The organism is Paraburkholderia franconis, assembly GCF_009362735.1.
GTDB lineage: Bacteria > Pseudomonadota > Gammaproteobacteria > Burkholderiales > Burkholderiaceae > Paraburkholderia > Paraburkholderia franconis.
Genome location: NZ_WHNP01000016.1, coordinates 40,440 through 66,290 on the forward strand (window position 1 = coordinate 40,440; position 25,851 = coordinate 66,290).

Annotated in this window: 23 protein-coding genes; 19 read left to right on the forward strand and 4 right to left on the reverse strand. The window is 64.2% G+C overall.

The features are described 5' to 3' along the window. The first annotated feature begins 96 nt into the window (after positions 1-96). The 6 genes from GCT13_RS18665 (at position 97) to GCT13_RS18690 (ending at position 7,317) form a co-directional block, all read left to right on the forward strand. The gene (locus GCT13_RS18665; RefSeq protein ID WP_152760372.1) at positions 97-1,101 is read left to right on the forward strand and encodes an ABC transporter substrate-binding protein; all 1,005 of its coding nucleotides are present in this window, start codon (positions 97-99) and stop codon (positions 1,099-1,101) included. A 597-nt stretch (positions 1,102-1,698) separates the two neighbouring features. Beyond that, on the forward strand, positions 1,699-3,264 hold the full coding sequence (locus GCT13_RS18670; RefSeq protein WP_152760571.1) for a sugar ABC transporter ATP-binding protein: 1,566 nt from the start codon (positions 1,699-1,701) through the stop codon (positions 3,262-3,264). After that, on the forward strand, positions 3,254-4,276 hold the full coding sequence (locus tag GCT13_RS18675; RefSeq protein WP_152760374.1) for an ABC transporter permease: 1,023 nt from the start codon (positions 3,254-3,256) through the stop codon (positions 4,274-4,276). The genes GCT13_RS18670 and GCT13_RS18675 overlap by 11 nt, the downstream gene beginning before the upstream one ends. Positions 4,277-4,309: 33 nt before the next feature. Further along, positions 4,310-5,296: an ABC transporter permease gene (locus GCT13_RS18680; RefSeq protein ID WP_152760376.1), complete on the forward strand. Its 987-nt coding sequence runs from the start codon at positions 4,310-4,312 to the stop codon at positions 5,294-5,296. Between the two features lie 100 nt (positions 5,297-5,396). Then, on the forward strand, positions 5,397-6,038 hold the full coding sequence (locus GCT13_RS18685; protein WP_152760378.1) for a LysE family translocator: 642 nt from the start codon (positions 5,397-5,399) through the stop codon (positions 6,036-6,038). Positions 6,039-6,546: 508 nt separating this feature from the next. After that, positions 6,547-7,317 (forward strand): ferredoxin--NADP reductase, encoded by a 771-nt coding sequence (locus tag GCT13_RS18690; protein WP_087732182.1) that lies wholly within the window; start codon positions 6,547-6,549, stop codon positions 7,315-7,317. Positions 7,318-7,372: 55 nt separating this feature from the next. On the opposite strand, the gene GCT13_RS18695 is transcribed toward GCT13_RS18690, so the two are convergent. Next, positions 7,373-7,639, reverse strand: a complete 267-nt coding sequence (locus tag GCT13_RS18695) for a hypothetical protein (RefSeq protein ID WP_152760380.1) — start codon at positions 7,637-7,639, stop codon at positions 7,373-7,375. 193 nt (positions 7,640-7,832) lie between these two features. On the opposite strand from GCT13_RS18695, the gene GCT13_RS18700 reads away from it, so the two are divergent. The 12 genes from GCT13_RS18700 (at position 7,833) to GCT13_RS18755 (ending at position 19,812) form a co-directional block, all read left to right on the forward strand. Then, the gene (locus GCT13_RS18700; RefSeq protein WP_152760383.1) at positions 7,833-8,726 is read left to right on the forward strand and encodes a sensor histidine kinase; all 894 of its coding nucleotides are present in this window, start codon (positions 7,833-7,835) and stop codon (positions 8,724-8,726) included. Between the two features lie 16 nt (positions 8,727-8,742). Then, a complete protein-coding gene (rqpR, locus tag GCT13_RS18705; protein WP_152760384.1) occupies positions 8,743-9,399 on the forward strand; it encodes a response regulator transcription factor RqpR in 657 nt (218 codons plus the stop codon). A 171-nt stretch (positions 9,400-9,570) separates the two neighbouring features. Next, positions 9,571-10,968, forward strand: a complete 1,398-nt coding sequence (locus GCT13_RS18710) for an amino acid permease (RefSeq protein ID WP_152760386.1) — start codon at positions 9,571-9,573, stop codon at positions 10,966-10,968. Positions 10,969-11,359: 391 nt separating this feature from the next. Next, on the forward strand, positions 11,360-11,842 hold the full coding sequence (locus GCT13_RS18715) for a (2Fe-2S)-binding protein (protein ID WP_152760388.1): 483 nt from the start codon (positions 11,360-11,362) through the stop codon (positions 11,840-11,842). A 10-nt stretch (positions 11,843-11,852) separates the two neighbouring features. Next, positions 11,853-14,246, forward strand: a complete 2,394-nt coding sequence (locus GCT13_RS18720) for a xanthine dehydrogenase family protein molybdopterin-binding subunit (protein WP_152760390.1) — start codon at positions 11,853-11,855, stop codon at positions 14,244-14,246. Positions 14,247-14,267: 21 nt separating this feature from the next. After that, positions 14,268-15,071, forward strand: coding sequence for an FAD binding domain-containing protein (locus GCT13_RS18725; protein ID WP_152760392.1), 804 nt, complete (start codon positions 14,268-14,270; stop codon positions 15,069-15,071). A 115-nt stretch (positions 15,072-15,186) separates the two neighbouring features. Then, on the forward strand, positions 15,187-16,074 hold the full coding sequence (locus tag GCT13_RS18730; protein ID WP_152760394.1) for an AAA family ATPase: 888 nt from the start codon (positions 15,187-15,189) through the stop codon (positions 16,072-16,074). Beyond that, entirely contained in the window at positions 16,053-17,321 is a 1,269-nt protein-coding gene (locus GCT13_RS18735) for a vWA domain-containing protein (protein WP_407670816.1), read from the forward strand. The genes GCT13_RS18730 and GCT13_RS18735 overlap by 22 nt, the downstream gene beginning before the upstream one ends. Further along, complete coding sequence (locus tag GCT13_RS18740) at positions 17,312-17,899, forward strand: CoxG family protein (protein WP_152760396.1); 588 nt, start codon at positions 17,312-17,314, stop codon at positions 17,897-17,899. Before GCT13_RS18735 ends, GCT13_RS18740 begins: the two co-directional genes overlap by 10 nt. After that, entirely contained in the window at positions 17,872-18,900 is a 1,029-nt protein-coding gene (locus GCT13_RS18745; RefSeq protein ID WP_152760397.1) for an XdhC family protein, read from the forward strand. Before GCT13_RS18740 ends, GCT13_RS18745 begins: the two co-directional genes overlap by 28 nt. Positions 18,901-19,112: 212 nt before the next feature. Continuing rightward, a complete protein-coding gene (locus GCT13_RS18750; RefSeq protein ID WP_152760399.1) occupies positions 19,113-19,487 on the forward strand; it encodes a type II toxin-antitoxin system RelE/ParE family toxin in 375 nt (124 codons plus the stop codon). Next, positions 19,471-19,812, forward strand: a complete 342-nt coding sequence (locus tag GCT13_RS18755; protein WP_152760401.1) for an XRE family transcriptional regulator — start codon at positions 19,471-19,473, stop codon at positions 19,810-19,812. The genes GCT13_RS18750 and GCT13_RS18755 overlap by 17 nt, the downstream gene beginning before the upstream one ends. Positions 19,813-19,840: 28 nt before the next feature. Here the strand turns inward: GCT13_RS18755 and GCT13_RS18760 are convergent, their stop codons facing one another. The 3 genes from GCT13_RS18760 to GCT13_RS18770 all read right to left on the reverse strand — a co-directional run bounded on the left by GCT13_RS18760 (position 19,841) and on the right by GCT13_RS18770 (position 22,220). Next, positions 19,841-20,563, reverse strand: coding sequence for a PepSY-associated TM helix domain-containing protein (locus GCT13_RS18760; RefSeq protein WP_152760403.1), 723 nt, complete (start codon positions 20,561-20,563; stop codon positions 19,841-19,843). Positions 20,564-20,852: 289 nt separating this feature from the next. Continuing rightward, positions 20,853-21,875 carry a serine/threonine protein kinase gene (locus GCT13_RS18765; protein WP_152760575.1) on the reverse strand — a complete coding sequence of 341 codons (1,023 nt, stop codon included), beginning with the start codon at positions 21,873-21,875 and terminating at the stop codon, positions 20,853-20,855. A 132-nt stretch (positions 21,876-22,007) separates the two neighbouring features. Beyond that, entirely contained in the window at positions 22,008-22,220 is a 213-nt protein-coding gene (locus tag GCT13_RS18770; RefSeq protein WP_087732196.1) for a hypothetical protein, read from the reverse strand. Between the two features lie 429 nt (positions 22,221-22,649). Between GCT13_RS18770 and GCT13_RS18775 the strand changes: the two genes are divergently transcribed. Continuing rightward, complete coding sequence (locus GCT13_RS18775; RefSeq protein ID WP_152760405.1) at positions 22,650-25,829, forward strand: efflux RND transporter permease subunit; 3,180 nt, start codon at positions 22,650-22,652, stop codon at positions 25,827-25,829. Positions 25,830-25,851 lie beyond the last annotated feature (22 nt).

Sequence of the window (25,851 nt, forward strand, 5' to 3'; positions counted from 1 at the left end):
GAAATAATCGGCGCGACCGGTCACCTCATCACCGGAGTGCCGGCGGCAGTTGAAGCAAAAAAGCACAACACATCCAACTGGTACCTGGAGGAAGACATGGCGTCGCACAATCGGGATTCGCGCCGGCAACGGCTTCGGCCGCTCGCCGCATCGCTCGTGGCAGTCGCGCTGGGTTTCGGCGTCGCGTCGGCACAGGCCGACGACCTGCCGAAGCTCGTCACCAAAACGCCGCTGAAAGTCGGCTTCGCGCAGACGGAGAGCAACAATCCGTGGCGTCTCGCCGAAACGAAAAGCTTCAAGGAGATCGCCGCGAAGTGCGGCTGGCAGCTCGTGATGACCGACGCGAACGGGTCGAACTCGAAGCAGGTCTCCGACATTCAGAGCATGATCGCGCAGCACGTCGATCTGCTCGTGTTCCCGCCGCGCGAAGAGAAGCCGCTCGCGCCCGTCGTGCTGCAGGCGAAAAAGGCGGGCATTCCCGTGATTCTCGTCGACCGCAACGTCGATCAGTCGGTCGCGAAGGCGGGCCGCGACTACATCACGTTCATCGGCTCGGACTTCATCGACCAGGGCCACCGCGCCGCCGACTGGCTTATCAAGGCGACGGGGGGCAAGGCAAAGATCATCGAGCTCGAAGGCACGACGGGCGCTTCCGCCGCGAACGACCGCAAGAAGGGCTTCGACGAAGTGATCGCGAAGCAGTCGGGCATGTCGATCATCGCGTCGCAAAGCGGCGACTTCGCGCGCGACAAAGGGCGTCAGGTGATGGAAACGCTGTTGCAGGCGCACCCGGACGTGACGGCCGTCTACGCGCACAACGACGAAATGGCGCTTGGCGCGATCGCCGCGATCAAGGCGGCCGGCAAGCAGCCGGGCAAGGACATCCAGATCGTGACCATCGACGGCACGAAGGGCGGCCTCGACGCGATTGCCGCCGGCGAACTCGGCGCGAGCGTGCAGTCGAGCCCGTTCTTCGGCCCGCTCGCGTGCGACGTCGCGCAGCGCTTTGCGAAGGGCGAAAAGATTCCGACGTGGGTCAAGGTGTCGGACCGCTTCTACGACAAGGGCAACGTTCAGGAAAGCATGCAGTACGGTTACTGAGCGGGTTTAATGAGCGGCTGCCGCTTATTGAGCAGTGACCCGGCCGCGCGCGCCTCGATTCACGCAGCAAGGCGCGCAGCGAGCCGGACAGGCAGGGCCTCATCGAGGCGCACGCGCGCCCCGCTGACGGGAAGGGTTCGAAGCGACGTGTCCGTTGCGCGCGTTTTCGCGGTCGACGGGCCGTCGCTTCGCTTTGTCGGGCGGTACCATGGACGTCGCGGCCCGACGAGCGGCCGTTCAACGTTGCGCGGCGCTGTGCGTGACCACTACGGTGAGGCCCGCGCAGCGCAGGCATCGGTCGAAACGCCGGCTCTGGTCGACTGCTGGGCATGGGACAGGAGTACGGCGCTAGAGTGCCAACTCTGGTCGACCGCCTTCCATGGGACGGGAGCAAGCGCTAAAGCGCCGACTCCAGTCGATCGCTCTGCATGGGACGGGAGTAGACGCCAAAGCGCCAACTCTGGTCGACCGCTCTGCATGGGACGGGAGCAAGCGCTAAAGCGCTAACTCCCGTCGACACATAAGGAGACGTATGTGACGCAAGCCGACGCGCATTCCGACACTCCGCAATCTTCCGACCGCGCGCCCCTGCTCGACATGCAGGGCATCGACATTTCGTTCGGCGGCGTGCCGGCGTTGCGCGGCGCGAATCTCACCGTCGCGGCCGGCGAAGTGCATGCGCTGATCGGCCAGAACGGCGCGGGCAAATCGACGATGATCAAGATCCTCACGGGCGCTTATCGGCGCTCGGGCGGCAGCGTGCGCTTCGAGGGCCACGAGATCGACTTCCGCACGCCAAAGGAAGCGCGCGAAGCGGGCATCAGCACGATCTATCAGGAGATCAACCTGGTGCCGTTCCGCTCGGTTGCCGAAAACATCTTTCTCGGACGCGAGCCGCGCCGCTTCGGTCTGATCGACTGGCGCGAAGTGCAGCGGCGCGCGTCCGCGCTGCTCGAATCGTTCGGCTTGCAGATCGACGTGAGAAAGCCCGCGCGCAGCTATTCGACGGCGATTCAGCAGATGGTTGCGCTCGCGCGCGCCGTTTCGTCGGACGCGAAGATGGTCATCATGGACGAGTCGACTTCGTCGCTCGACGAACGAGAAGTCGGGTTGTTGTTCAGCGTCGTGCGCAAGCTGCGCGACGACGGACGCGCGGTGATCTTCGTGTCGCATCGTCTCGACGAACTGTATGCGCTGTGCGACCGCGTAACGGTGATGCGCGACGGCCAAACAGTCGCGCAAAGCGCAATGAAGGACATCGACAAGCGTCAGCTCGTCACGACGATGCTCGGCCGCACGCTCGCCGCCGTCGTGCAGGACGACAGCGCCACGCGCGAAGCGAATCTCGCGCGTCGCGGCGACAAGGCGATTTCCGCGCGCCATCTCGCCGCGCATCCGAAAGTGAGCGACGTGTCGCTCGACGTGCACGCGGGCGAAGCCGTCGGTCTCGCCGGCCTGCTCGGCTCCGGCCGCACGGAGACGATGCGCCTGCTGTTCGGCGCGGACCCGGCGGAGCGCGGCGCATTGTCGATCAACGGCCAGACAGTCGCGCTGAAGTCTCCGCAGGACGCGATCGCGCGCGGTCTCGCGTATCTCACGGAAGACCGCAAGGCGGAAGGCATCGTGCCGGACCTGTCGGTGCGCGACAACCTCACGCTCGTCTGTTTGCGCACGCTGTCGAAGCACGGCGTCGTCGATGTGAAGAAGCAGCAGGCGATCGTCGAGCGCTTCATCGCGTCGTTCGGCATCAAGCTGCGCTCGCCCGATCAGCCGATCCGCGAGCTGTCGGGCGGCAACCAGCAGAAAGTGCTGCTCGCGCGCTGGCTCGCCGCGCGGCCGTCGCTTCTGTTGCTCGACGAACCGACGCGCGGCATCGACGTCGGCGCGAAGGCCGATGTTGCGAAGATCGTGCGCGAGCTGCGCGACGGAGGCATGGCGGTGCTGCTGTCCGCGTCCGAACTCGAAGAACTGACGGCCGTCGCCGATCGCGCCGTCGTGATCCGCGACGGACGCACAGTCGCCGAACTCGACGGCGCGCACATGAGCGAATCCGCAATCATGGATGCGATTGCCTGGGGCAGCGCGGGCACGTCGCAACTGGTCGAAGCGGCGCAGTCCGCGCATATCGGCGATGCACCGGAGGGCGACCGCCATGGCTCATGAGTCGCTGCGCAACGGCGCCGCGCCGCTCGCCTCCAGCGCGTCAGCGCCTGGCGCCTCGCAACCGGGTGCGTCGACGGTAAAGAAAAAACGGCGTCTCGCGATTCAGCGCGAAATCGTCGTGCTGCTCGCGATGCTCGTCTTCAATCTGCTGTTCACACAGCACTTCTGGTCGCTGCAAACCTTCAACGTCAATCTGACACAGGTCGTGACGATCGTGATCGTCGGCATCGGCATGACGCTGGTTGTGGCGACGGGCGGCATCGATCTGTCGGTGGGCGCATCGATGGCGATTGCAGGCGCGCTCGCGCCGATGCTCTTCATGCACATCGCCGGTCCATCCGGTATCGCGCTCGCGTTCGTGCTGCCCATTCTGGCCGCGGCGCTTTGCGGCGCGTTCAACGGCTTCCTCGTGACACGGCTAGCCGTGCAGCCGATCGTCGCGACACTCGTGTTGTTCATCGCCGGACGCGGCATCGCGCAGGTCGTCACCGACGGCAACCTTCAGGCCTTCAACAATCCCGCGTTTCAGTGGATCGCGCTCGGCAAAGTGGCGGGCATTCCGTTCCAGGTGCTGCTGATGTTCGCGCTTGTCGCGTTCTTCGCGTGGGTCGTGCGCAAGACGCTGTTCGGCCAGTATCTGCTCGTGACGGGCGGCAACGAAAAGTCGGCGTATCTGAGCGGCGTGCCGACCGCGCGCGTGAAGATGATCGCGTACACGCTGTGCGCAGCGCTCTCGGGCCTCGCAGGGCTGATTTCGATTTCGGTGAATTCGTCGTCGGATGCGAACGTCGTCGGGCTCGGCATCGAACTCGACGCGATTGCCGCCGTCGCGGTCGGCGGCACGGCGCTGACGGGCGGCAAAGCGTATATCGGCGGCACGCTGATCGGCGCGCTGATCATCCAGTTGCTGCGCTACACGCTGCTCGCGCACGGCATTCCCGATGCGGCCGCGCTCGTCGTCAAGGCCGCCATCATCATCGCGGCCGTGTACGTGCAGCGGCGCTCGCGCTGAAGCACTTCGAACGATTTCGCAGAACACGATCCGATGAAAAAAAACCTGCCCATCCTGATCGCGCTCGTTGCGCTGCTCGTACTCGGCCTCGTGCGCTACGAGCACTTTGCGTCCGAGTACAACATCATGTCCTTCTGGCGCTACAACTCGATGTTCGCGCTGATCTCCGTCGGCATGGCCTTCGTGATCATCACGGGCGGCATCGATCTGTCCGTCGGCACGGTGGCCGCGCTGGCGAGCGTCGTGTCGGCCCTCGCGAGTCCGTACGGCGGCTGGATCGCGGTGCTCGCGGGCGCGGGTGCGGGACTGCTGGTCGGCGTGATCAACGGCGTCATCATCACGCGGATGAAGATCCTTCCGTTCATCACGACGCTCGCGACGAGCCTCGGCGCGCACGGCCTCGCGCTGCTGCTCGGCAAGAACGACGCCGTGTCGGTTTCGTCGGATACGAACTTCGCCAACTTCGGCCAGGGCGATCTGTTCGGCCTGCCGATTCCCGGCCTCATCGCGCTCGTCGCCGCCGTCGCGGGCTGGCTCGCACTGCGCAGCACGCGCTTTGGCCGGCATTCGCTGGCGATCGGCGGCAGCGAGGAAGCGGCGCGGCTGATGGGCCTGAACGTGAACCGCACGCTGGTCGCCGTGTATGCGGTGAGCGGCTTGCTGGCGGGGCTGGCGGGTGTGATTCTCGCCGCGCAGTTCGGCGCGGGGCAGCCGAATGAAGGCGTCGGCTGGGAGTTGTTCGCGATCTCGGCCGTCGTGCTGGGCGGCACGCTGCTGACGGGCGGCGAAGGATCGATCGCGATGACGATCGCGGGCGTGTTGCTGCTCGGCCTCGTGTTCAACCTGCTGAACTTCGAAAACGGGCTCGGCTACATCAGCCTGTCGGCGTACTGGCAGTCGGTGATTCGCGGCGTGTTCCTGCTGCTCGTGATCGTGCTGCAAGCGCGCGTGCTCAAGCAGCGCGCGCACAAGCGCCCGCTCGCGGAAACAGGCGCGGATGCAGGACCGGCTGCGAGTTGAAATCCGTGCGTCGCGGGCGTTCAAACGGGCGTTGGCGAGAGTAAGATCGCGATTCCCTTTTTGCCCAACGCGCCGCCGCCCGGTGCGGTATATCGTCGCCATGCATCACTACCTGCCGATCCTGCTGCAAATCGCCATCGTCTATCTGGTCGCGCTCGTGAGTCCCGGCCCCAACTTCTTCATGATCACGCAGCTGTCGCTGGCGGGACGGCGCGGACTCGGCGCAGCGTCGGCGCTGGGCGTCGGCACGGCATCGACGATCTGGGCCTCGCTCGCAATGCTCGGCTTCGCCACCGTGCTACAGCGGATCGACTGGCTGTACAACGGCATCCGCATCGCGGGCGCGGTGTATCTCGTGTGGTTCGGCTTCAAGCTGCTGCGTTCGAGCGCGAAGCTCGGCGACGCCGCCACCGCCGTGGTCGAGACGCCGCCCGCGAGCGACCGAGGCGCATATTTCCGCGCGTGGCGCTCGGGGCTGCTCACGTGCCTGACGAATCCGAAGTCTTGCGCGTTCTGGACCAGCGTGTTCGCGACGATGTTTCCCGCTCATCCGCCGACGTGGTTCTACGGCGTCGCGCTCGCGATGATCGCGACGATGTCGGCGAGCTGGTACAGCAGCGTCGCGCTGATGTTCGCGACGGAGCGCACGCAGCGCGGCTATCGACGCCTGCGCCGGCCGATCGACGGCCTGTGCGGCGCGGTGCTCGTCGGGCTCGGCGCGAAGCTCGCAGCGGAAAGCTGACGGCACACGCCGCGTCGCGGGTTCCAGCTTCGCCAGCAGGGTCAATGCTGCGGTGCGTGAACCGTTTCCGGTATTATCCCGAAATAGCGCTTACCAGCGCCCTGTGGAGCGGCCGCCGTCATCCGGCGACTACAGGCAAGCGCCCGTCACGCGGGCGTGGTCCGATGCCCAAAGCGGTGGGCGAGACCCGAAGGGCAACACCCGCGACGGTCGGCAGCCGGGCACAGGACCCAGTTCCGTACCACCCCAGCAGTGCGCGCCAGCCACGCCGCAGTCGTCCGTTCCGGCGAAATCGAACGACAGCCCGAACGACAGGCGCGTCGGCGCTGGACAGATCTCCGGTTCACCGCCCAACCCGCCGCGGCAATGCCCGGTGTGCTGACGCGGTAAAATAGCGAATTACGCGTCATGCCCATGTCGCTGGCGACACGGGACGATGCATTGCCTTTGCCGTGCCGGCCTCGCTTTTTGTTGCGGCCGACCTTGTTTTCGCACCATCGAAGAAGCCATGAGCAACCTGAATCCACAAACCGTCCTGAGCGTCCATCACTGGACCGATACGCTTTTCAGCTTCACCTGCACGCGCGATGCGTCGTTCCGCTTCGAGAATGGCCAGTTCACGATGGTCGGCCTCGAAGTCGACGGCAAGCCGCTGATCCGCGCCTACAGCATGGCGAGCGCGAACTACGAAGAGAACCTCGAATTCCTGAGCATCAAGGTGCAGGACGGTCCGCTGACGTCGCGTCTGCAGCACCTGAAGGTCGGTGACCAGGTGCTGATCGGCAAGAAGCCGACGGGCACGCTGATGGCCGACAACCTGCTGCCCGGCAAGACGCTGTGGCTGCTGTCGACGGGCACGGGCCTGGCGCCGTTCATGTCGATCATCAAGGACCCGGACATTTATGACCGCTACGAAAAGGTCGTGCTGACGCATACCTGCCGTTTCGTCGACGAACTGGCGTACAAGGAATACATCACGGATCACCTGCCGGCGCACGAGCACATCGGCGAACTGATCCGCGACAAGCTGGTGTACTACCCGACCGTCACGCGCGAGGCGTTTGCGAACCGTGGCCGCATCACGGATCTGATCGAAACGAAGAAGCTGTTCGACGACCTCGACCTGCCGCACTTCTCGCTGGAAAACGACCGCGTGATGCTCTGCGGCAGCCCGCACATGCTGCGCGACACGCGTGAACTGCTCGACAGCATGGGCTTCCAGGAAGGCAGCAACAACTCGCCTGGCCATTACGTCGTCGAAAAGGCGTTCGTCGGTTAAGCATTTAGCCGTATCAGCCGCAGCGCGACCCTTGGTCGCGGCCGCGCGAGCCGCATCACCCGAAACCGGAGCCTTCGCGCTCCGGTTTTTCTTTTGGCGCGCGCTTTTCCTCTCGTCGAACGGCTGGTGGATCGCGCGTCACCGCCCGGCACTCAGTCGGACACGCGGTTACAAATTCCATGACCATCGATCTATTTTCTGTGTAGGTATTTTTCTGACACAAAAGGCCACCGACTTGATCCTCTGCGTGAAAAATGCGCGGCGAGCCCCCATAGACGGCCATTTTTTCTTTTTTTAAGATATGATCGAAACGCAGCGCCATTTGACAGACTATTAACAAAACTGTCGTTTTTGTTACAGAATGTAAATTTCGTTACGTCACGGCGTAGCGTTTTTCCGTCGCGGATCGTGCTGCGGCGGACATATCTGGGGATCAGGGTTCGCATGCGTTCTTTCGTCTATGTGCCGTCGGTGTCTGGCTGCCGTTTCGGCCCATCCGTTTCGTGAGCAGGACCATGGATACGTCGATCGTCGTCCCGATGCACGCGCACAGCACGGCCGCGCTCGCGAGCGACGCGCAGCAGCCGGAACAGCGTGCGTCCGACCGTCTCGCGAGCCGTTCCCGCGCCGCCCGCAAGCCGTCTGCTCCCGCCACGCTGGCGTCATCGCGCGATGACGTCGCGCGTCTGCAGGCGCGCGTGCGAGAACTGGCCGCCGAGCTGACACGCACGCAGGAAGCCACGCGCCGCCAGGTCGCGCACGAACTGCACGACAGCGTGGGTGCCGAACTGACGGCCGCGCGCTTCGCGCTGGCCGGCATCGAAACGTGGCTGCCCGTCGACGCGCCGGCGCAATGCGCGGCCGCGCTCGCAACGGCGCAGCGCTCACTCGACGCCGTGACGGAAGCCGCCCAGCACGCCGTCGCCGACCTGCACGCGCCGACCCTCGACAAAGGCATCGTCAACGCGCTGTCGCACTGGACCCACAGCTTCGCCGCACGCACGGGCCTGCGCATGAGCTTCGTGTGCGCCGCCGATGCGCGCCTCACGCGCCTTTCCGCCGATGCGTCGCTGGCCGTGTTCCGCGTCGCGCAGGAAGCGCTCAACAACGTCGCGAAACACGCGCGCGCGGCGGGCGCCGACATGCGCATCGAATCCACTTCCACCCATCTGAGCATCGTCGTCAGCGACGACGGCATCGGCATTCCGCCGCACGCAGGCCACGACGAGCGCCAGTTCGGCCTCGCGGGCATGCGCGCGCGCTGCAATGCGTTCGACGGCGAGCTGCGCATTACCGCCGCTCCCGCCGGTCAGCCGCGCGGCACCAGCGTGCAGGCCCGTTTCGCGTGGAAAGCGCTACTCGGCAACGCGTCGCGCCCGCGCGCGCGGCGCACGGCAATCCGCCTGTGAATACCGGTATTTCCTCATGAGCTTGCGCATTCTGATTGCCGAAGATCACGCCGTCGTTCGCGAGGGCGTGCGGCAGCTGTTGATCGACAGGGGTGTCGCCGATGACGTCGACGAGGCGCAGACGGGCGGCGAAGCGCTCGCACACGCCTCGAAGCACCTGTACGACGTGATCCTGCTCGACATCTCGCTGCCGGACATGAATGGCGTCGAGGTGTTGAAGCGCCTGAAGCGCAAGGTGCCGCGCATCCCCGTGCTGATGTTTTCGATGTATCGCGAGGATCAGTACGCGGTGCGAGCGCTGAAGGCGGGCGCGGCAGGCTATCTGTCGAAGACGGTCGACACCGTGCAGATGATCGCCGCGATCCAGCAGGTCGCGGCAGGCCGCAAGTACGTGAGCCCCGCGATGGCGGAAGCGCTCGCCGACTATGTGTCATACGACGGTGAGCAGATGCCGCACGAAAAGCTCTCGGACCGCGAATACCAGACGCTGTGCATGCTCGCATCGGGCAAACGGCTGACGGATATTGCGGTTGCGCTGTCGCTGTCGGTGAAGACGGTGAGCGTCTACCGCACGCGGCTGCTCGAAAAGATGAAGCTGCGCAACAACGCCGAGCTGACCTTCTACGTGATGAGCAACCGTCTCGTCGATCTGAACCCTGCGATGACGGCCTGATCGATCGCGCGGCGACGCGACACGATGCGGCGCGACGCCGCGCCGCGACCGCAAGTCGCGCGCGCCCGTTGCACGCCATAAAGGGCTTGCCAGCCCACTTCCGCTAAAATTGCGGGTTTTCCCCGACATTGGCCGCGCCCCACACGCGTGCTTCACAGGAGACCCCGCCAGATGTCCCTTTTTCGTAAGAAGAACGTCGAGCACATGATCGCCGGCGCACAGGCCGCCGGCCTGAAAAAAGCGCTCGGCGCGCTCGATCTCACCTTTCTCGGCGTCGGCGCCATCATCGGCACCGGCATCTTCGTGCTGACGGGCACGGGCGCCGTGCAGGCCGGCCCGGCGCTGATGCTGTCGTTCATCATCGCGGCCATCGCGTGCGGCTTCGCGGCGCTCGCCTACGCCGAATTCGCGTCGACGATTCCCGTCGCCGGCTCGATCTATACGTACTCATACGCGACGCTCGGCGAACTGGCCGCGTGGATCATCGGCTGGGATCTGATGCTCGAATACGGCCTCGCGACGTCGGCAGTGTCGGTCGGCTGGTCCGGCTATCTGCAATCGCTGCTGTCGGGCTTCGGCATTTCGCTGTCCGTCGCGCTGACGGCGGCGCCCGGCGCGCTGCCCGGCCACGAGACGCTCTTCAACCTGCCCGCCTTCCTCGTGATGATGGCGATCACGACGCTGCTGTCCGTCGGCGTGCGCGAATCGACGCGCGTGAACAACCTGATGGTCGCGATCAAGGTGACGGTCGTGCTGCTGGTGATCGCCGTCGGCGCGTTCCATGTGACGCCCGCAAAATGGCATCCGTTCATGCCGAACGGCTGGAACGGCGTATTCGGCGCGGCGGCCGTGATGTTCTTCGCGTTCATCGGCTTCGACTCGGTGTCGTCGGCGGCGGAAGAGGTGAAGAACCCGAAGCGCGATCTGCCCATCGGCATCATTGCGTCGCTCGGCGTGTGCGCGGTGCTGTACGTCGCCGTGGCCGCCGTCGTGACGGGCATCGTGCCGTCGGCGCAGTTCGCGAACGTCTCGCACCCGGTGTCGTACGCATTGCAGGTCGCGGGGCAGAACTGGGTCGCGGGCTTCATCGATCTCGGCGCCGTGCTCGGCATGCTGACCGTGATTCTCGTGATGGCATATGGCCAGACGCGCGTGATCTTCGCGATGTCGCGCGACGGCCTGCTGCCGGCCGCGCTGTCGAAAGTGCATCCGCGCTTCGCGACGCCGTTCGCGACGACGTGGCTCGTCGGCATCGTCTTCGGTCTGATCGGCGCGCTCGTGCCGCTCAACGTGTTGGCCGAGCTGATCAACATCGGCACGCTCGCGGCGTTCTCGATGGTGTCGATCGCCGTGCTCGTCCTGCGCCGTACGCATCCCAACCTGCCGCGCGCGTTCCGCTGCCCGGGCGTGCCCGTCTTGCCCGTGCTCGCCGTCGCGTCGTGTCTGTTCCTGATGGTCAATCTGAGCGCCGTCACGTGGATCGCGTTCGTGATCTGGCTCGTGATCGGTATGGTCGTGTACTTCGGCTACTCGCGCCGTCATTCGAAACTGGCACACGGTCAGCATTGATCGCAAACACTCGCGCCGCCACAGCAATAACAAAGGCGCATTGAACGAAACGGCACGCGCGGCGTGCCGTTTTGCATTTCAGGCGTCAAGGCGTCAATCGGGACGCGTGCCGCGCAAGTTCCACACCCCAAGCGCAACAACGCAAGTGCAATGCAATGCAATGCAAGCACGTGCACCGCAGCATCTTCTCAACCTCAACGATCTGTCATTCCCTGTGCGGTTCGCCCCATAGCCTGCTACCCTTTTTTGTGTTTTACTTTTTGGCACAAAGATAAAAGCACCAACCGAACCGGACCCTCACAGCAGGCAGGCGGTAGGTAGTGAAGGCGGGCCCGAGCCGGTTTCGCCCCATCCGGGGCTCATTCCAAGGGCGTCCCCAAGGAGACAGTTCATGGCGATCAGCATCAGTCTGACGGTGAACGGTTCACCCGTCACCGCGAGCGTCGAGCCACACACCCTGCTTGTCCAGTTTCTACGCGAACAGTTGCGGCTGACGGGTACGCACGTCGGCTGCGACACCGCGCAATGCGGCGCGTGCACGGTTCATCTGAACGGCCGCGCGATCAAGTCCTGCAACATGCTCGCCGTGCAGGCCGAAGGCCAGCAGGTCACGACCATCGAAGGACTGTCGAAGAACGGCGAGCTGCATCCGATGCAAGCCGCTTTCCGCGAATGCCACGGCCTGCAGTGCGGCTTCTGCACGCCGGGCATGGTGATGAGCGCGACCGCGCTCGCCGAAGCGAATCCGGACATTACGGAAGACGACGTGCGTCGTCAGCTCGTCGGCAACCTGTGCCGCTGCACGGGCTATCACAACATCGTCAAGGCTGTCATTCAGGGCGCGGCCGGCATGAAAGCCGGCGCGACCGCCTGAGGAGCCCGCCATGAACGCACCCGATACGCCCCGCATGGTGGGCATGCCCGTCAAGCGCAAGGAAGACTATCGCTTTCTGACGGGCAACGGCCAGTACACCGACGACATCGTTCTGCCCGGTCAGACCTACGCCGTGTTCCTGCGCTCGCCGCATGCGCACGCGCGCATCAAGAGCATCGACACCGAAGCGGCGAAGCAGTCGCCCGGCGTGGTCGCGATCTTCACGGGCGCCGATCTCGCCGCTGAAAATGTCGGCGGGCTGCCGTGCGGCTGGCTGATTCACAGCGTCGACGGCAAGCCGATGAACGAGCCGCCGCACCCGGTGATTGCGCATACGAAAGTGCGCCACGTCGGCGACCAGGTCGCGCTCGTGATCGCCGATTCGATCAAAGCCGCGAAAGACGCCGCCGAGCTGATCGACGTGATCTACGACGAGCTGCCCGCCGTCGTCGACACCGCGCACGCCGCCGATCCCGGCCAGGCCGCCGTGCACGACGAAGTGCCCGACAACACCTGCTACACATGGGGCCACGGCGACAAGGCGGCCACGGATGCCGCGTTCGCGAAAGCCCATCACGTGACGACGCTCGACATCGTCAACAACCGCCTCATTCCAAACGCGATCGAACCGCGCGCGGTCAACGCCAGTTACTCGCAGCAGGACGACAGTTACACCGTCTATGTGGCGAATCAGAATCCGCACGTCGAACGGCTGTTGATGGCGGCGTTCGTGCTGTCGCTGCCGGAATCGAAAGTGCGGGTGGTCGCGCCGGATGTCGGCGGCGGCTTCGGCTCGAAGATTTTCCTCTACGCCGAAGACGTCGCGCTGACGTGGGCATCGAAGAAAATCCGCCGTCCGGTGAAGTGGACGGCCGAGCGTTCCGAAGCGTTTCTTTCGGACGCGCACGGCCGCGATCACGTGACGAAAGCCGAACTCGCGATGGACGCCGACGGCAAGTTCCTCGCGATGCGCGTGCATACGATCGCGAACATGGGCGCGTATCTGTCGACGTTCGCCTCCAGCGTGCCGACCATCCTCTACGCGACGCTGCTCGCAGGCCAGTACGCGACGCCCGCGATCTACGCCGAAGTGAAAGCAGTGTTCACGAACACGGTGCCCGTCGATGCGTATCGCGGCGCGGGCCGCCCCGAAGCGACGTATGTCGTCGAACGGCTCGTCGAAACGGCCGCGCGCGAAATGAACATCGAGCCCGCCGAAATCCGCCGGCGCAATTTCATCCGCTCGTTCCCGTATGCGACGCCCGTCGGCCTCACCTACGACACGGGCGATTACGAAACGTGCCTGAGCCGCGCGCTGGAACTCGCGGACGTGAAAGGCTTCGACGCGCGCCGGCAGGCATCGGAAAAGAACGGCAAGCGCCGCGGCCTCGGCTACTCGTGCTACATCGAAGCATGCGGCCTCGCGCCGTCGAACATCGCGGGCGCGCTCGGCGCGCGTGCGGGCCTCTTCGAAGCAGGCGAAGTGCGCGTGCACCCCACCGGCTCCGTCACCGTCTTCACCGGCTCGCACAGTCACGGCCAGGGCCACGAGACGACGTTCGCGCAAGTCGTGGCCGACCGCCTCGGCGTGCCGCTCGACAACATCGAAATCGTGCACGGCGACACGGGGCGCATTCCGTTCGGCATGGGCACGTATGGCTCGCGTTCGATTGCCGTCGGCGGCTCGGCGATCATGAAGGCGCTCGACAAGATCGAATCGAAGGCGAAGAAGATCGCCGCGCATCTGCTCGAAGCATCGGCCGACGACATCGAGTTCAAGGACGGCACGTTCCGCGTCGCGGGCACGGACCGCACGAAGACATTCGCCGACGTCTCGCTCGCCGCTTATGTGCCGCACAACTACCCGCTCGACAAGCTCGAACCGGGTCTCGACGAAAGCGCGTTCTACGATCCCTCGAACTTCACGTATCCGTCGGGCGCGTATATCTGCGAAGTCGAAGTGGACGTCGATACGGGCGAGACGCGCATCGAGCGCTTCACGGCCGTCGACGACTTCGGCAACGTGATCAATCCAATGATCGTCGAAGGACAGGTGCATGGCGGTCTCGGCCAGGGCATCGGCCAGGCGATGCTGGAGCGCTGCGTGTACGACAACGAAAGCGGCCAGTTGCTGTCCGGTTCCTACATGGACTACGCGATGCCGCACGCGTCCGATCTGCCGTCGTTCACCGTCGAGACCGCGAAAGGCACGCCGTGCACACACAATCCGCTCGGCGTGAAGGGCTGCGGCGAAGCGGGCGCGATCGGCTCGCCGCCCGCCGTGATCAACGCGATCATCGACGCGCTCGCGCCGCTCGGCGTCAAGGACCTGCAGATGCCTGCCACGCCGCATCGCGTATGGTCCGCGATCCACGCTGCGCAAAACGCGCAGGCACGTCCATAAGCGCTCACAGCAGAGGCCAACATGTATTCGTATTCATTCGATTATCAACGTGCAGCCGATCCGAAGAGCGCCGTATCCGCACTGACCGCCGACAGCGAGGCGAAGTTTCTGGCGGGCGGGCAAAGCCTGTTGCCGACGATGCGTCTGCGTCTTGCGCAGCCTTCGAAGCTGATCGACGTCACGCGCATTCCGCAGCTGAAGGAGATTCGCGTCGAGCCGCAGAAGGTGACGATCGGCGCGGCCGTCTGTCATGCGGACGTGGCGAACAACGCGGACGTGCAGCGCGTGTTGCCCGCGCTCGCGCTTCTCGCGGGAGATATCGGCGACCGGCAGGTGCGCGCGCTCGGCACGATCGGCGGATCGATCGCGAACAACGATCCGGCAGCGGACTATCCCGCTGCCGTGCTCGGACTCGATGGAACCGTCGTGACGGACCGGCGCAGCATTCCGGCTGCCGACTTTTTCGTCGGCATGTACGAGACCGCGTTGCACGCCGATGAGCTGATCGTCGCCGTCGAGTTTCCCGTGCCGGAAAAAGCGGCGTATGAGAAGTTCAAGAATCCCGCATCGCACTTCGCGCTGACGGGCGTGTTCGTCGCGAAGACGGCGGGCGGTGTGCGCGTCGCGATCACGGGGGCCGCGCCATCGGTGTTCCGCTCGACCGAGTTGGAGAGCGCGTTGAACGCGAACTTCACCGAAGCAGCCGCGCGCGGCGTGACGATCGCACCCGACGACCTCAACACCGATCTGCACGCGAGCGCCGAATATCGCGCGCATCTGATACCGGTGCTGACGGCGCGCGCGGTGCGAACGGCGTTGGGCTAGCGGGCAAGCGATGCCGCAAAGCGTTTGAGCATGCAGAGGCCCGGCGCGTCCGGGCCATTTCGTTTATCGGCGTCGTTTGTTTTGAGCCACGTGAGCCGACGCGTCCGGGAGAGCCATGCAGCCAGCTTCAATCGACGAAACACTCGCGCTGCTCACCGCGCAGAGCTACTACGCGAGCCGCGACCTCGCGACCGCGCTCTATCTCGCGCTGCGCATGGAACGGCCGCTCTTCGTCGAAGGCGAGCCGGGCGTCGGCAAGACGGAACTGGCGAAGGCGGCGGCAGGCATGCTCGGCACGTCGATGCTGCGGCTGCAATGCTACGAAGGGCTCGATACGGCGAGCGCGTTGTACGAATGGGACTATCCGCGGCAGATCATGGCGTTGCGCCTCGCCGAAGCGGCCGGCGAAAAGCCCGACAACAGCACGCTCTATCGTGGCGAGTTCTTGCTGAAGCGCCCGCTGCTGCAGGCGCTGTTGCCCGACGAAAACCATCCGGGCGCACGGCGCGTGCTGCTGATCGACGAGATCGACCGCGCCGACGAACCGTTCGAAGCGTTCCTGCTCGAACTGCTGTCCGACTTCCAGGTATCGATTCCCGAATACGGCACGGTGCGCGCCGAGCATCCGCCCCTCGTCGTGATGACGTCGAACCGCACGCGCGAAGTACACGACGCGCTGAAGCGCCGTTGTCTGTATCAATGGATCGGTTATCCCGAGCGTGAACGCGAACTGGCGATCGTCGCGGCGCGCGCGCCGGAGACGGGCGACGCGCTGCAACGCCGTGCCGTCGATTTCGTGCATCGTCTGCGCGCGATGGATCTGTTCAAGGCGCCCGGCATCGCCGAAACGATCGACTGGTGCCGCGCGCTTGCAGCGCTCAGCGTGACGGAACTCGATCCGCAATCGGTGCAGAACACGCTGGGCGTGCTGCTCAAGTATCAGGACGATCTAGCGCGTTTCGACGCCGCGCAGATCCAGCAATGTCTCGAGGCAACGGAGTAGCGTCGATGATGCCCGACTGCGATACCGGCTCACCGACGCTCGCGCGCAATGTCGTGCACTTCGTTCGGCTGTTGCGCGGCGCGGGCCTGCCGATGTCGCCGGCGCAAGCCGTCGATGCACTCGAAGCGCTGCACTTCATCGATCTCGACCGCCGCGACGATGTGCGCGCGGCGCTCGCTGCATTGCTCGTGCGCGCGCCCGACGAGCGCGAGCTCTTCAATGCCGCGTTCGATCTCTTCTGGCGCGATCCCGATTGGGAAGGCAAGCTGCGCGCACTGCTGTTGCCCAAAGTGACGAGCGGCATGCCGCCGCCGAAGCGCAACAACCGGCTCGCCGATGCGCTCGCCGTGCATCACGCGAACCAGCACAAGCAGGCCGCGCAATCCGACGACAAGGACAAGCTCGAACTGCACGCGCACGTGACGTTCAGCGCCGAAGAGCGCTTGCGTCATCGCGATTTCGACACGCTCACAGCGGAGGAGTGGCGCACACTGCGCCATCTGATTCGCGCGCAGCGTTTGCCGCTCGCGATGGAGCCGACGCGTCGATTGAAAGCGGCGTCGCACGGCACGCATGCCGATCTGCGCGCGAGCGCGCGGCATGCGGTGCGCGCGGGCGGCGACTGGACCGTGTGGAAGTATCGCGCCGTCGTTGCACGCAAGCCGCCGCTCGTGTTGCTGCTCGACATTTCGGGCTCGATGAGCAGCTATTCGCGCGCCGTGCTTTACTTCTGTCATGCGCTGTTGCAATCGCGCGAACGCTTGCAGGTGTTTCTGTTCGGCACGCGCCTCACGAACGCGACGCGCGCGCTGAAGGAACGCGATCCCGATGTGGCGATTGCGGCGCTCGCGGATCAGGTCGTCGACTGGTCGGGCGGTACGCGGATCGGTGCCGCGCTCGCGGAATTCAACCGGCGCTGGGCACGCAGAGTGCTGACAGGCAGAGCGACCGTGCTGCTCGTCACCGACGGCCTCGACCACGAAGCGATTGACGTACTGGAAGCAGAAATGGCCCGCTTGCGCCGCTTTGCGCATCGGATCGTGTGGCTCAATCCGCTGCTGCGGTACAGCGAGTTTGCGCCGAAGGCGCGCGGCGTCCAGGCGATGTTGCCGTACGTCGATGCCCATAAGCCTGTCCACAATCTCGACAGCCTGGCTGCGTTCGGCCGCGATCTCGCGCAATTGACGCGCGTGCCCCGCGACGCCGCGCGCGCCGCGATATCTGGAGGAGCAACGTCATGGAGTTGACCGAAACCTACACGCTGCCGGTGCCGCAGCAGCAGGCATGGGACGCGCTGAACGATACGGAGATCCTGCGCGCGTCGATTCCCGGCTGCGACAGCATCGAACCCGCTGGCGACAACGCGTACGCGGTCGCGTTGAGCGCAGCCGTCGGTCCCGTGAAAGCGCGCTTCAAGGGCCGCATGGAACTCACCGATATCGACGCGCCTCACACCTATACGATCGTGTTCGAAGGCCAGGGCGGCGCTGCCGGCTTCGGCAAAGGGCAGACGCACGTGACGCTCGAACCCGACGGCGACGACGCAACGAAGCTCACCTATACGGCCCACGCGCAGGTCGGCGGCAAGCTCGCGCAGATCGGCTCGCGGCTCGTCGACGGCGCGGCGCGCAAGCTCGCCGGCGAGTTCTTCAGACGCTTCGGCGAGCAGGTGACGGGCGGAAGTGGCGCCGCGCAAGCAGAAACCGGCGACTCGCGCGACACTGCGAATGACGCCGCTGCCGGCGAAGAAGCCGGCAATAGCGGCAGCGAAAGCGAAGAACCGAAGAGGAAGAAATCATGGACAGCGTGGATCTCGAAGTCCTGAAGAGCAGTGCGCGCTGGCTCGCGCAGGGACATCGCGCGCTTCTCGTGACGGTGGTGAAGACGTGGGGTTCGTCGCCGCGTCCCGAGGGCGCGATGCTCGCGGTGCGCGACGATGGCGCGGTGGTCGGCTCCGTGTCGGGTGGCTGTATCGAAGACGATCTGATCGATCGCGTGCGTCAGCGCGGCATCGAGCAGACGAAACCCGAAGCGGTGAAATACGGCATCACAGCGGAAGAGGCGCATCGTTTCGGCCTGCCGTGCGGCGGCACGATCCAGCTCGTGCTGGAGCCGCTAACGAAAGCGAGCGGCATCGCCGAACTGTACGAAACCGTGGAAGCGGGACGTCTCGTTGCACGCACGCTCGATATGGAAACGGGCGTCGCGCATATTGACTCAGCGCAGGCCACCGATGGCGTCGACTTCAACGACAAACGCCTGCTGACGATACACGGCCCGCGTTACCGGATGCTCGTGATCGGCGCGGGGCAACTGTCGCGCTATCTGTGCAATATCGCGGTGGGGCTCGATTATCAGGTGACGGTATGCGATCCGCGCGAAGAGTACACGGATGAATGGGACGTGCCGGGCACGAAAGTGGTCCACACGATGCCCGACGATACCGTGCTCGACATGAAGCTCGACGAGCGCTGCGCGGTGATCGCGCTTACGCATGATCCGAAGCTCGACGATCTCGCATTGATGGAGGCCTTGAAAACACCGGCGTTTTACGTCGGCGCGTTGGGCTCGCGGCGCAATAACGCCGCGCGGCGCGAACGGCTGAAAGAGTTCGATCTCACCGAAACCGAACTCGCGCGGCTGCATGGACCTGTCGGGATTTATATCGGCAGCAGGACGCCGCCTGAAATCGCCGTGTCGATTCTTGCGGAGGTGACGGCGGCGAAGAACGGCGTATCGCTGCCGACGTTACTGCAAGTCGAAGGCGCCAAGGCCGCGCGTGAGATCGCGGCAAGCAGTGGGGCGGCTTGTAGCATTCCGCATTAGTTTTTTGCCGTGTTCGGCCGCGAGATAAAGCGTCGCTCGCGGTCGATTTCTCTTGCCCTGCATCGGCCATTCGGCTGACTGTCGCTGGGCCTCCCTGATCCCTAGCATCGAATATTTGCGGACTGCCGATGCGCGCTTCGTGCTCGCGCCCCGACAGGCCCGCAGCCGTCATTATTCCCTTGACGGAATATTCCCTCGGAGGTATATTCTCGATGCCATGGGACGTTGAGTACACCGATGCATTTCAGGCTTGGTGGGAAGGGTTGCGAGAGGCCGAACAGGAATCCATCGACGCGACAGTCCGCTTGCTGGAAGAATGCGGTCCCGCTTTGTCTTTCCCGCATTCGAGCCGGATCGTTCGCTCGCAGTTCGGCAACCTGCGGGAGTTGAGAATTCAACATCGCGGCAGGCCCTACCGCGTGCTGTATGCGTTCGACCCAAGGCGCGTCGCGATTCTGCTCGCAGGCGGCGACAAAACAGGGCATGACCGTTGGTATGAACAGAACGTACCGCGAGCGGAAATACTTTACCGGCTACATCTCTTGCAACTAGCGCACGGAGAAACCAGAGATGGCGAGAAAATTTGAAGAACTGCGGGCAAGCATGTCCCCTGAATCGCGTGCTCGCGCAAAGGCATTGGCCAACAAACTCCGCGCCGAAATGCCGCTGCACGAACTGCGTCACGCACGCGGTTTGTCACAGGACGCACTCGCGAAGCGGCTCAACATCAAGCAACCGAGCATCGCGAAACTCGAGCAGCGCACGGATATGTACATTTCGACGCTGCGCGATCATATTCGTGCGCTCGGCGGCGAACTTGAAATCATCGCGCGCTTTCCTGAAGGCGAGGTGCAGATCACCAACTTCGCGCAACTCGACCAACCTGTGCGCGAACCCGCTCAAGACAATTGATCGGGCGCGACAAACAAGCGCCCACTCGTCACATCAGCCCGCACACCACAACCGCCGCGATCGATCCGAGCACCAGCACAACGCCTACCGTCCGACGCCGGTTCAACTCCGTCCACAGCAGCACACCCGTCAGCGACAGCAGAATGAGACTGCCCGCGATCGTATCGACAAGCAGCACCCAGCCGATGCTCATTCCCACGCCCTTGTGCAGGTTGTTCATCGTGCCCAGAAACGAGTTCTGCGTGCGCTTCACCGACACGAAGCCGTTGCCTACCCAGTACTCGGCCTGCACGTTCTGATGCGGACCGGCAATGCCCACCTGCCAGAACTCCGGCTGCACCGCGCTATGGTCGCCCCAAGCGACAGGATGCGCCTGCTCGCGGCGCGGCTTGCCCGGCTTGCCGTCGATATGCAGTTCGTCCTTCAGCCAGCGTGCCATATCGGCGGGCGACTTGAAGCCATGCTGCGGTAGAGCGATCTGCAGCTGCTCGACCTGCGGCTCGCCCGACGATACTCTCAGCGGCCCTCCACGATGATTCAGCAGAAACCCCGTCGTGCCGAACAGCAAGCCGAGCACGGCGCCCCATAGCCCGACCCAGCCGTGCACCTTGCGCAGCCACTTGATGAAGTTCGCGCGTCGCGAGCGCTGGCGCCGCGCAGCGAGTTCGTCGGCGTCCATCGGGTACGCGCTCGCAGGCATGACGCCGGCACGCGCGGCAGGCTTCAGTTCGATCGATTCGGGCGCGTTCAAGTCGGCTCCTGGCAAAACGGGTCGTACGTCGCCGGCGCGCGGCAACGCGGTCAATTGAAAACGGGAAGTGCCGTTCCGGACGGGACAGACGGATGCCCGGCGCACATGCGCTTACCGTCCGTCAGACAGCGGCAGCGAATGCGCGGGACAAAGCAGGGCGATCACCGAAAGGCTGGCTGGCGATCACCGAGGAGAATGATGACAAAAAGCTGGCGGCGCCTTTCCGATGAGAATGACTATCATTACATAGAAACGCGTTTTTCTCAATCGCGTGGATTGCGTACGCGAGTCACACGGGCCAGAGCGGCCCTTCCTGTATCGCGCCGATCTGCTCGCGCAATTCGAGAATGCGGTCTTCCCAATAGCGCTGCGTGTTGAACCACGGAAACGCGACGGGAAACGCGGGATCGTCCCAACGGCGCGCAAGCCACGCTGAGTAGTGAATCAGCCTCAGCGTCCGCAACGCTTCGATCAGATGGAGTTCGCGCTGATCGAACTCGCAGAAGTCTTCATAGCCCGCGAGCAGATCGGTGAGCGCGCGCGACGCTTCTTTCCGCTCGCCCGGCAGCAGCAGCCACAGATCCTGAATGGCGGGGCCCATCCGGCTATCGTCGAAATCGACGAAATGCGGGCCGGCGTCAGTCCACAGCACGTTGCTCGGATGGCAGTCGCCGTGCATGCGGATGCGCCGCACGTCGCCCGCCGCTTCGAATGCGCGCTCGACGCCCTCCAGCGCGAGATTGACAGCCGCTTTCCATGCGGCGCGCACGTCGGCGGGAACGAAGTCTTGCACGAGCAGATACTCGCGCGGCTCGTAGCCGAAGGTGTGAATGTCGAGCACAGGACGCGCCTCATAATTCGCCGTTTGACCGACCGCGTGAATGCGCCCGATAAAGCGACCCAGCCATTCGAGCGTGTCTTTGCGATCGAGGTCAGGCGCGCGGCCGCCACGCCGGTCGAAGACGGAGAAGCGAAAACCGTCGAACGTGTGCAGCGTGCGGCCATCAAGTGCACGCGCTGGCACGGCGGGAATTTCACGCGCAGCCAGTTCAGCGACGAACGCGTGTTCTTCGAGAATCGCTTCGTCGGTCCAGCGCTCGGGACGGTAGAACTTCGCGACGACGGGCGGCCCGTCCTCGACGCCCACCTGATAGACGCGATTCTCGTAACTGTTGAGCGGCAGCATGCGCCCGTCGGTGCGAACGCCGATGGTATCGAGCACGCTATCGATCGCGTCGAGCACGACTTCCGGCGTGAGCCGGGCGAAGGGAACGGCGTGGCCGTCCTGCGGAAATGGAGTGTCTTCGATCATGCCCGCATTGTGCGCCGTGCCGCGCGCAAAGACGAGCGCCAAGACAGGCACGAGCGCCACTCGCGCTGCGCCATGCGCCCGGCGCGGGCGCACATCGCTACAAATGAAAAGTCGTGAGGCAGTCGCCTGTGATCAATGTATCTGCGCGCCTGCAGGGCGGACGAATTCGCCCGTATCGATCAGATCCTCGAGGAAAAAGGGTTCCGTGTTCAGTTGCTTCGACGTTCCGGGCTCGCCGGCGTACCACGCCACCATCGCCATGTCGCCCAGGATGCGCATCACGATTCCGCGCGCGCCTTGTGGCACAGCGATATGCACGGATCGAACAATAGAACCGACTTGCATGATATTTCCCCGTCCTCCCTATTGCCGGCTTGTTCGGGACTGCGCCGGTCAATGTGCTGATAAAAGCGCCGCAACATGCGAAAGGTTGCACGCGCACCTGATTCGAAAAACGAAGCGCTCCTCGGGCCTTCGCATCGGACACGCCGATGCGGACCGGAGTCCATTGTTGCCTGTTTGGGCACTTTGGCAAAGTGAAAAGTAACGCTTCGCGAGGCCGCCGTTCGGTCAATTCGACTTACGAAACCCTGACTGTAACCTCTCGTAACAGGGTGATCATAAACCGCGCCGCACACGCGTCTCAAAAATGTCGATGTAAGCTACGATACGCGTTATATTCCTGTCGCGCACGCCCGGCCGGGCTGCCGTTCGCGCAACGCTCGCTGCCACCAGAAGCAGCCGCTCCCCGCCCTCACCGGACCGCACCTTTTCATGTGGATCGTTCGTCTCGCGCTGCGGCGCCCCTACACGTTCGTCGTCCTCGCGCTGTTGCTGCTGATCATCGGCCCGCTGACGATCCTGCGCACGCCTACCGATATCTTCCCGAACATCGACATCCCGGTGTTGTCCGTCATCTGGACATATAACGGCCTGCCCGCCGACGAGATGGAACGGCGCATCGTATTGAACTACGAGCGCGGGCTCTCCGTCGCGGTGAACGATATCGAGCACGTCGAATCGACTTCGCTTAACGGCATCGCCGTCGTCAAGATCTTCTTCCAGCCGCACGCGAACATCAGCGAGGCGCTCGCTCAGGTCACCGCACTGTCGCAATCGCAACTGCGTTCACTGCCGCCCGGCATCACGCCGCCATTCATCCTGCGCTACAACGCATCGACGGTGCCGATTCTGCGGCTCTCGCTGTCGTCGCCATCGCTCACCGAGCAAGAGCTGTTCGACTACGGTAACAACTTCCTGAAGACGCAGCTCGCGACGGTCCCGGGCGCATCGGCGCCGTTGCCTTATGGCGGCAAGCAGCGGCAGATCATGGTCGACATCGACTCGCGCAAGCTTCAGGAGCGCAACCTGTCGCCGATGGACGTCGTGAACTCGATCACCGCGCAAAACCTGATCGTGCCGACAGGCACCGCGAAAATCGGTTCGACCGAATACTCGGTGCAGATGAATTCGAGTCCGGACTCGCTCGCCGGCCTGAACAACATCCCCATCAAGTCAGGGCCGAACGGCACGATCTATATCCGCGATGTCGCGCATGTGCGCGACGGTTATCAGCCGCAAACGAACATCGTGCGCGTGAACGGGCAACGCGCTTCTCTGCTGACGATCAACAAGAGCGGCAACACGTCGACGCTCGAAATCGTCGATCGCATCAAGAACATGATGCCGGCGCTGCACAATCTCGTGCCCGAGTCGCTGAACATCGACCCCGTCGCGGATCAGTCGCTGTTCGTGCGCGCGTCGGTGCAGGGCGTGCTGCGCGAGGCGCTCATTGCCGCGTGCCTGACGGGCCTGATGATCCTGCTGTTCCTCGGCAACTGGCGCGCGACGCTGATCATCGCCGTGTCGATTCCGCTGTCGATGATCACGTCGATCATCGCGCTCTCCGCGCTCGGCGAGACGATCAACATCATGACGCTCGGCGGGCTTGCGCTCGCCGTCGGCATTCTCGTCGACGACGCGACCGTTGCAATCGAGAACATCAGTCATCAGCTCGAACAGGGCAAGAACCTCGAGCAGGCGATTCTCGACGGCGCGCATCAGATCGCGATTCCGACGCTTGTGTCCACGCTGTCGATCTGCATAGTGTTCGTGCCGATGTTCCTGCTGACGGGCGTCGCGCATTACCTGTTCATTCCGCTCGCCGAAGCCGTCGTGTTCGCGATGCTCGCGTCGTACTTCTTCTCGCGGACGCTCGTGCCGACGCTCGCGAAGTACCTGCTGCGCTATCACCACCGGCCCGCCGACTTCCATCATTCGAACACGCGCAATCCGTTCATGCGCATTCACCTCGCGTTCGAGCGCGGCTTTGCGAATGTGCGCGAACGCTATCGCGACTTTCTCGTTGCGCGCGTCGCGCGGCCCGGTATCTTCGTGACGGTCTTTCTGTTGTGCTGCGGCTTGTCGCTTCTGCTGATGCCGTTCCTTGGCCGCGACTTCTTCCCTTCTGTCGATGCCGGCACGATCGCGCTCCATCTGCGCGCGAAAACAGGCATGCGCGTCGAGGAAACGGCGGTGGTCACGGATCGCGTCGACACGCGCATTCGCCAGCTGATTCCGCCCGGCGAGCTGCATTCGATCATCGACAACATCGGCTTGCCCGTATCCGGTATCAACCTGTCGTACAGCAACACGGGCACGATCGGCACATCGGATGCCGACGTGCTGATCAGCCTGAACCCGGACCATCATCCGACGGCCGGCTACGTACGCAAGCTGCGCCACACGCTCACCGACGAATTCCCCGGCGTGCAGTTCGCGTTCCTGCCCGCCGACATCGTCAGTCAGACGTTGAACTTCGGCATGCCGTCGCCGATCGACATTCAGATCGTCGGGCGTGACGTGCAGGGCAATCGCGCGTTCGCCGCGATGCTGCTCGACAAGCTGCGCGCAATACCCGGCCTCGCCGACGCGCGCATTCAACAGCCTTCGGATCTGCCGCGCATCTTCGTCGACATCGACCGCACACGCGCGCAACAGGCGGGCTTCTCGCAACGCGACATCGCGAGCAACCTGCTGATCACGCTGTCCGGCAGCCAGCAGACGACGCCGACGTTCTGGCTCAATCCGCGCAACGGCGTGAGCTACAACGTGATTACGGAAGCGCCGCAATACACGATGGATTCGCTGCAATCGCTCGCTAACATTCCGCTGAACGCGAACGGCCACACGAACATTCTCGGCGCGCTCTCGACGATGCAGCGCACGTCGGGCAACGCCGTGCTCACGCACTACAACGCGCAGACCACGATCGACATTTATGGCACCGCCGATGGCCGCGATCTCGGCGCCGTTTCCGACGACATCAGGAAAGCGATCGCCGACACCAAGGCGCAATTGCCGAAGGGCTCGACGATCGAACTGCGCGGCCAGGTGCAGACGATGAACGATTCGTTCTCCGGCCTGTTTGCGGGCCTGGTGTTCGCGATCGTGCTCGTGTATCTGCTGATCGTCGTGAATTTCCAGTCGTGGCTCGATCCGTTCATCATCGTAACGGGCTTGCCGGGCGCGCTGGCGGGCATCGTGTGGATGCTGTTCCTCACGCACACCACGCTGTCGATTCCCGCGTTGACGGGCGCGATCATGTGTATCGGCATCGCGACGGCGAACTCGATTCTCGTCATCAGCTTTGCGCGCGAGCAGCTGCTCGAACATGGCGACGCGACGCGTGCCGCGATCGAAGCAGGCTTCACGCGCTTTCGTCCCGTGCTGATGACGGCGCTCGCGATGGTGATCGGCATGGTGCCGATGGCGATCGGCCTCGGCGAAGGCGGCGAGCAGAACGCGCCGCTCGGGCGCGCGGTGATCGGCGGCCTCGCCATCGGCACGCTCGCGACGCTCGTGTTCGTGCCCGTGGTGTTCTCGATGATTTATCGACGGCTGTCGGACCGGCGCGCACGCGCGGCCGCGCACGTCATCCACCGACCGCAGTGATGCGGCCGCAATCATAACAACG

Bases quoted from the DNA above. Each gene is read 5' to 3' on its own strand.
- GCT13_RS18685 (WP_152760378.1), top strand. From the start codon at position 5,397: ATGCATCACTACCTGCCGATCCTGCTGCAAATCGCCATCGTCTATCTG.
- GCT13_RS18680 (WP_152760376.1), top strand. From the start codon at position 4,310: ATGAAAAAAAACCTGCCCATCCTGATCGCGCTCGTTGCGCTGCTCGTA.
- GCT13_RS18740 (WP_152760396.1), top strand. From the start codon at position 17,312: ATGGAGTTGACCGAAACCTACACGCTGCCGGTGCCGCAGCAGCAGGCA.
- GCT13_RS18695 (WP_152760380.1), bottom strand. From the start codon at position 7,639: ATGGCGCTGCGTTTCGATCATATCTTAAAAAAAGAAAAAATGGCCGTC.
- GCT13_RS18690 (WP_087732182.1), top strand. From the start codon at position 6,547: ATGAGCAACCTGAATCCACAAACCGTCCTGAGCGTCCATCACTGGACC.
- GCT13_RS18700 (WP_152760383.1), top strand. From the start codon at position 7,833: ATGGATACGTCGATCGTCGTCCCGATGCACGCGCACAGCACGGCCGCG.
- rqpR (WP_152760384.1), top strand. From the start codon at position 8,743: ATGAGCTTGCGCATTCTGATTGCCGAAGATCACGCCGTCGTTCGCGAG.
- GCT13_RS18720 (WP_152760390.1), top strand. From the start codon at position 11,853: ATGAACGCACCCGATACGCCCCGCATGGTGGGCATGCCCGTCAAGCGC.
- GCT13_RS18675 (WP_152760374.1), top strand. From the start codon at position 3,254: ATGGCTCATGAGTCGCTGCGCAACGGCGCCGCGCCGCTCGCCTCCAGC.
- GCT13_RS18755 (WP_152760401.1), top strand. From the start codon at position 19,471: ATGGCGAGAAAATTTGAAGAACTGCGGGCAAGCATGTCCCCTGAATCG.
- GCT13_RS18775 (WP_152760405.1), top strand. From the start codon at position 22,650: ATGTGGATCGTTCGTCTCGCGCTGCGGCGCCCCTACACGTTCGTCGTC.
- GCT13_RS18725 (WP_152760392.1), top strand. From the start codon at position 14,268: ATGTATTCGTATTCATTCGATTATCAACGTGCAGCCGATCCGAAGAGC.
- GCT13_RS18745 (WP_152760397.1), top strand. From the start codon at position 17,872: ATGGACAGCGTGGATCTCGAAGTCCTGAAGAGCAGTGCGCGCTGGCTC.
- GCT13_RS18715 (WP_152760388.1), top strand. From the start codon at position 11,360: ATGGCGATCAGCATCAGTCTGACGGTGAACGGTTCACCCGTCACCGCG.
- GCT13_RS18735 (WP_407670816.1), top strand. From the start codon at position 16,053: ATGTCTCGAGGCAACGGAGTAGCGTCGATGATGCCCGACTGCGATACC.
- GCT13_RS18750 (WP_152760399.1), top strand. From the start codon at position 19,113: ATGCCATGGGACGTTGAGTACACCGATGCATTTCAGGCTTGGTGGGAA.
- GCT13_RS18710 (WP_152760386.1), top strand. From the start codon at position 9,571: ATGTCCCTTTTTCGTAAGAAGAACGTCGAGCACATGATCGCCGGCGCA.
- GCT13_RS18730 (WP_152760394.1), top strand. From the start codon at position 15,187: ATGCAGCCAGCTTCAATCGACGAAACACTCGCGCTGCTCACCGCGCAG.
- GCT13_RS18770 (WP_087732196.1), bottom strand. From the start codon at position 22,220: ATGCAAGTCGGTTCTATTGTTCGATCCGTGCATATCGCTGTGCCACAA.
- GCT13_RS18765 (WP_152760575.1), bottom strand. From the start codon at position 21,875: ATGATCGAAGACACTCCATTTCCGCAGGACGGCCACGCCGTTCCCTTC.
- GCT13_RS18670 (WP_152760571.1), top strand. From the start codon at position 1,699: ATGCAGGGCATCGACATTTCGTTCGGCGGCGTGCCGGCGTTGCGCGGC.
- GCT13_RS18665 (WP_152760372.1), top strand. From the start codon at position 97: ATGGCGTCGCACAATCGGGATTCGCGCCGGCAACGGCTTCGGCCGCTC.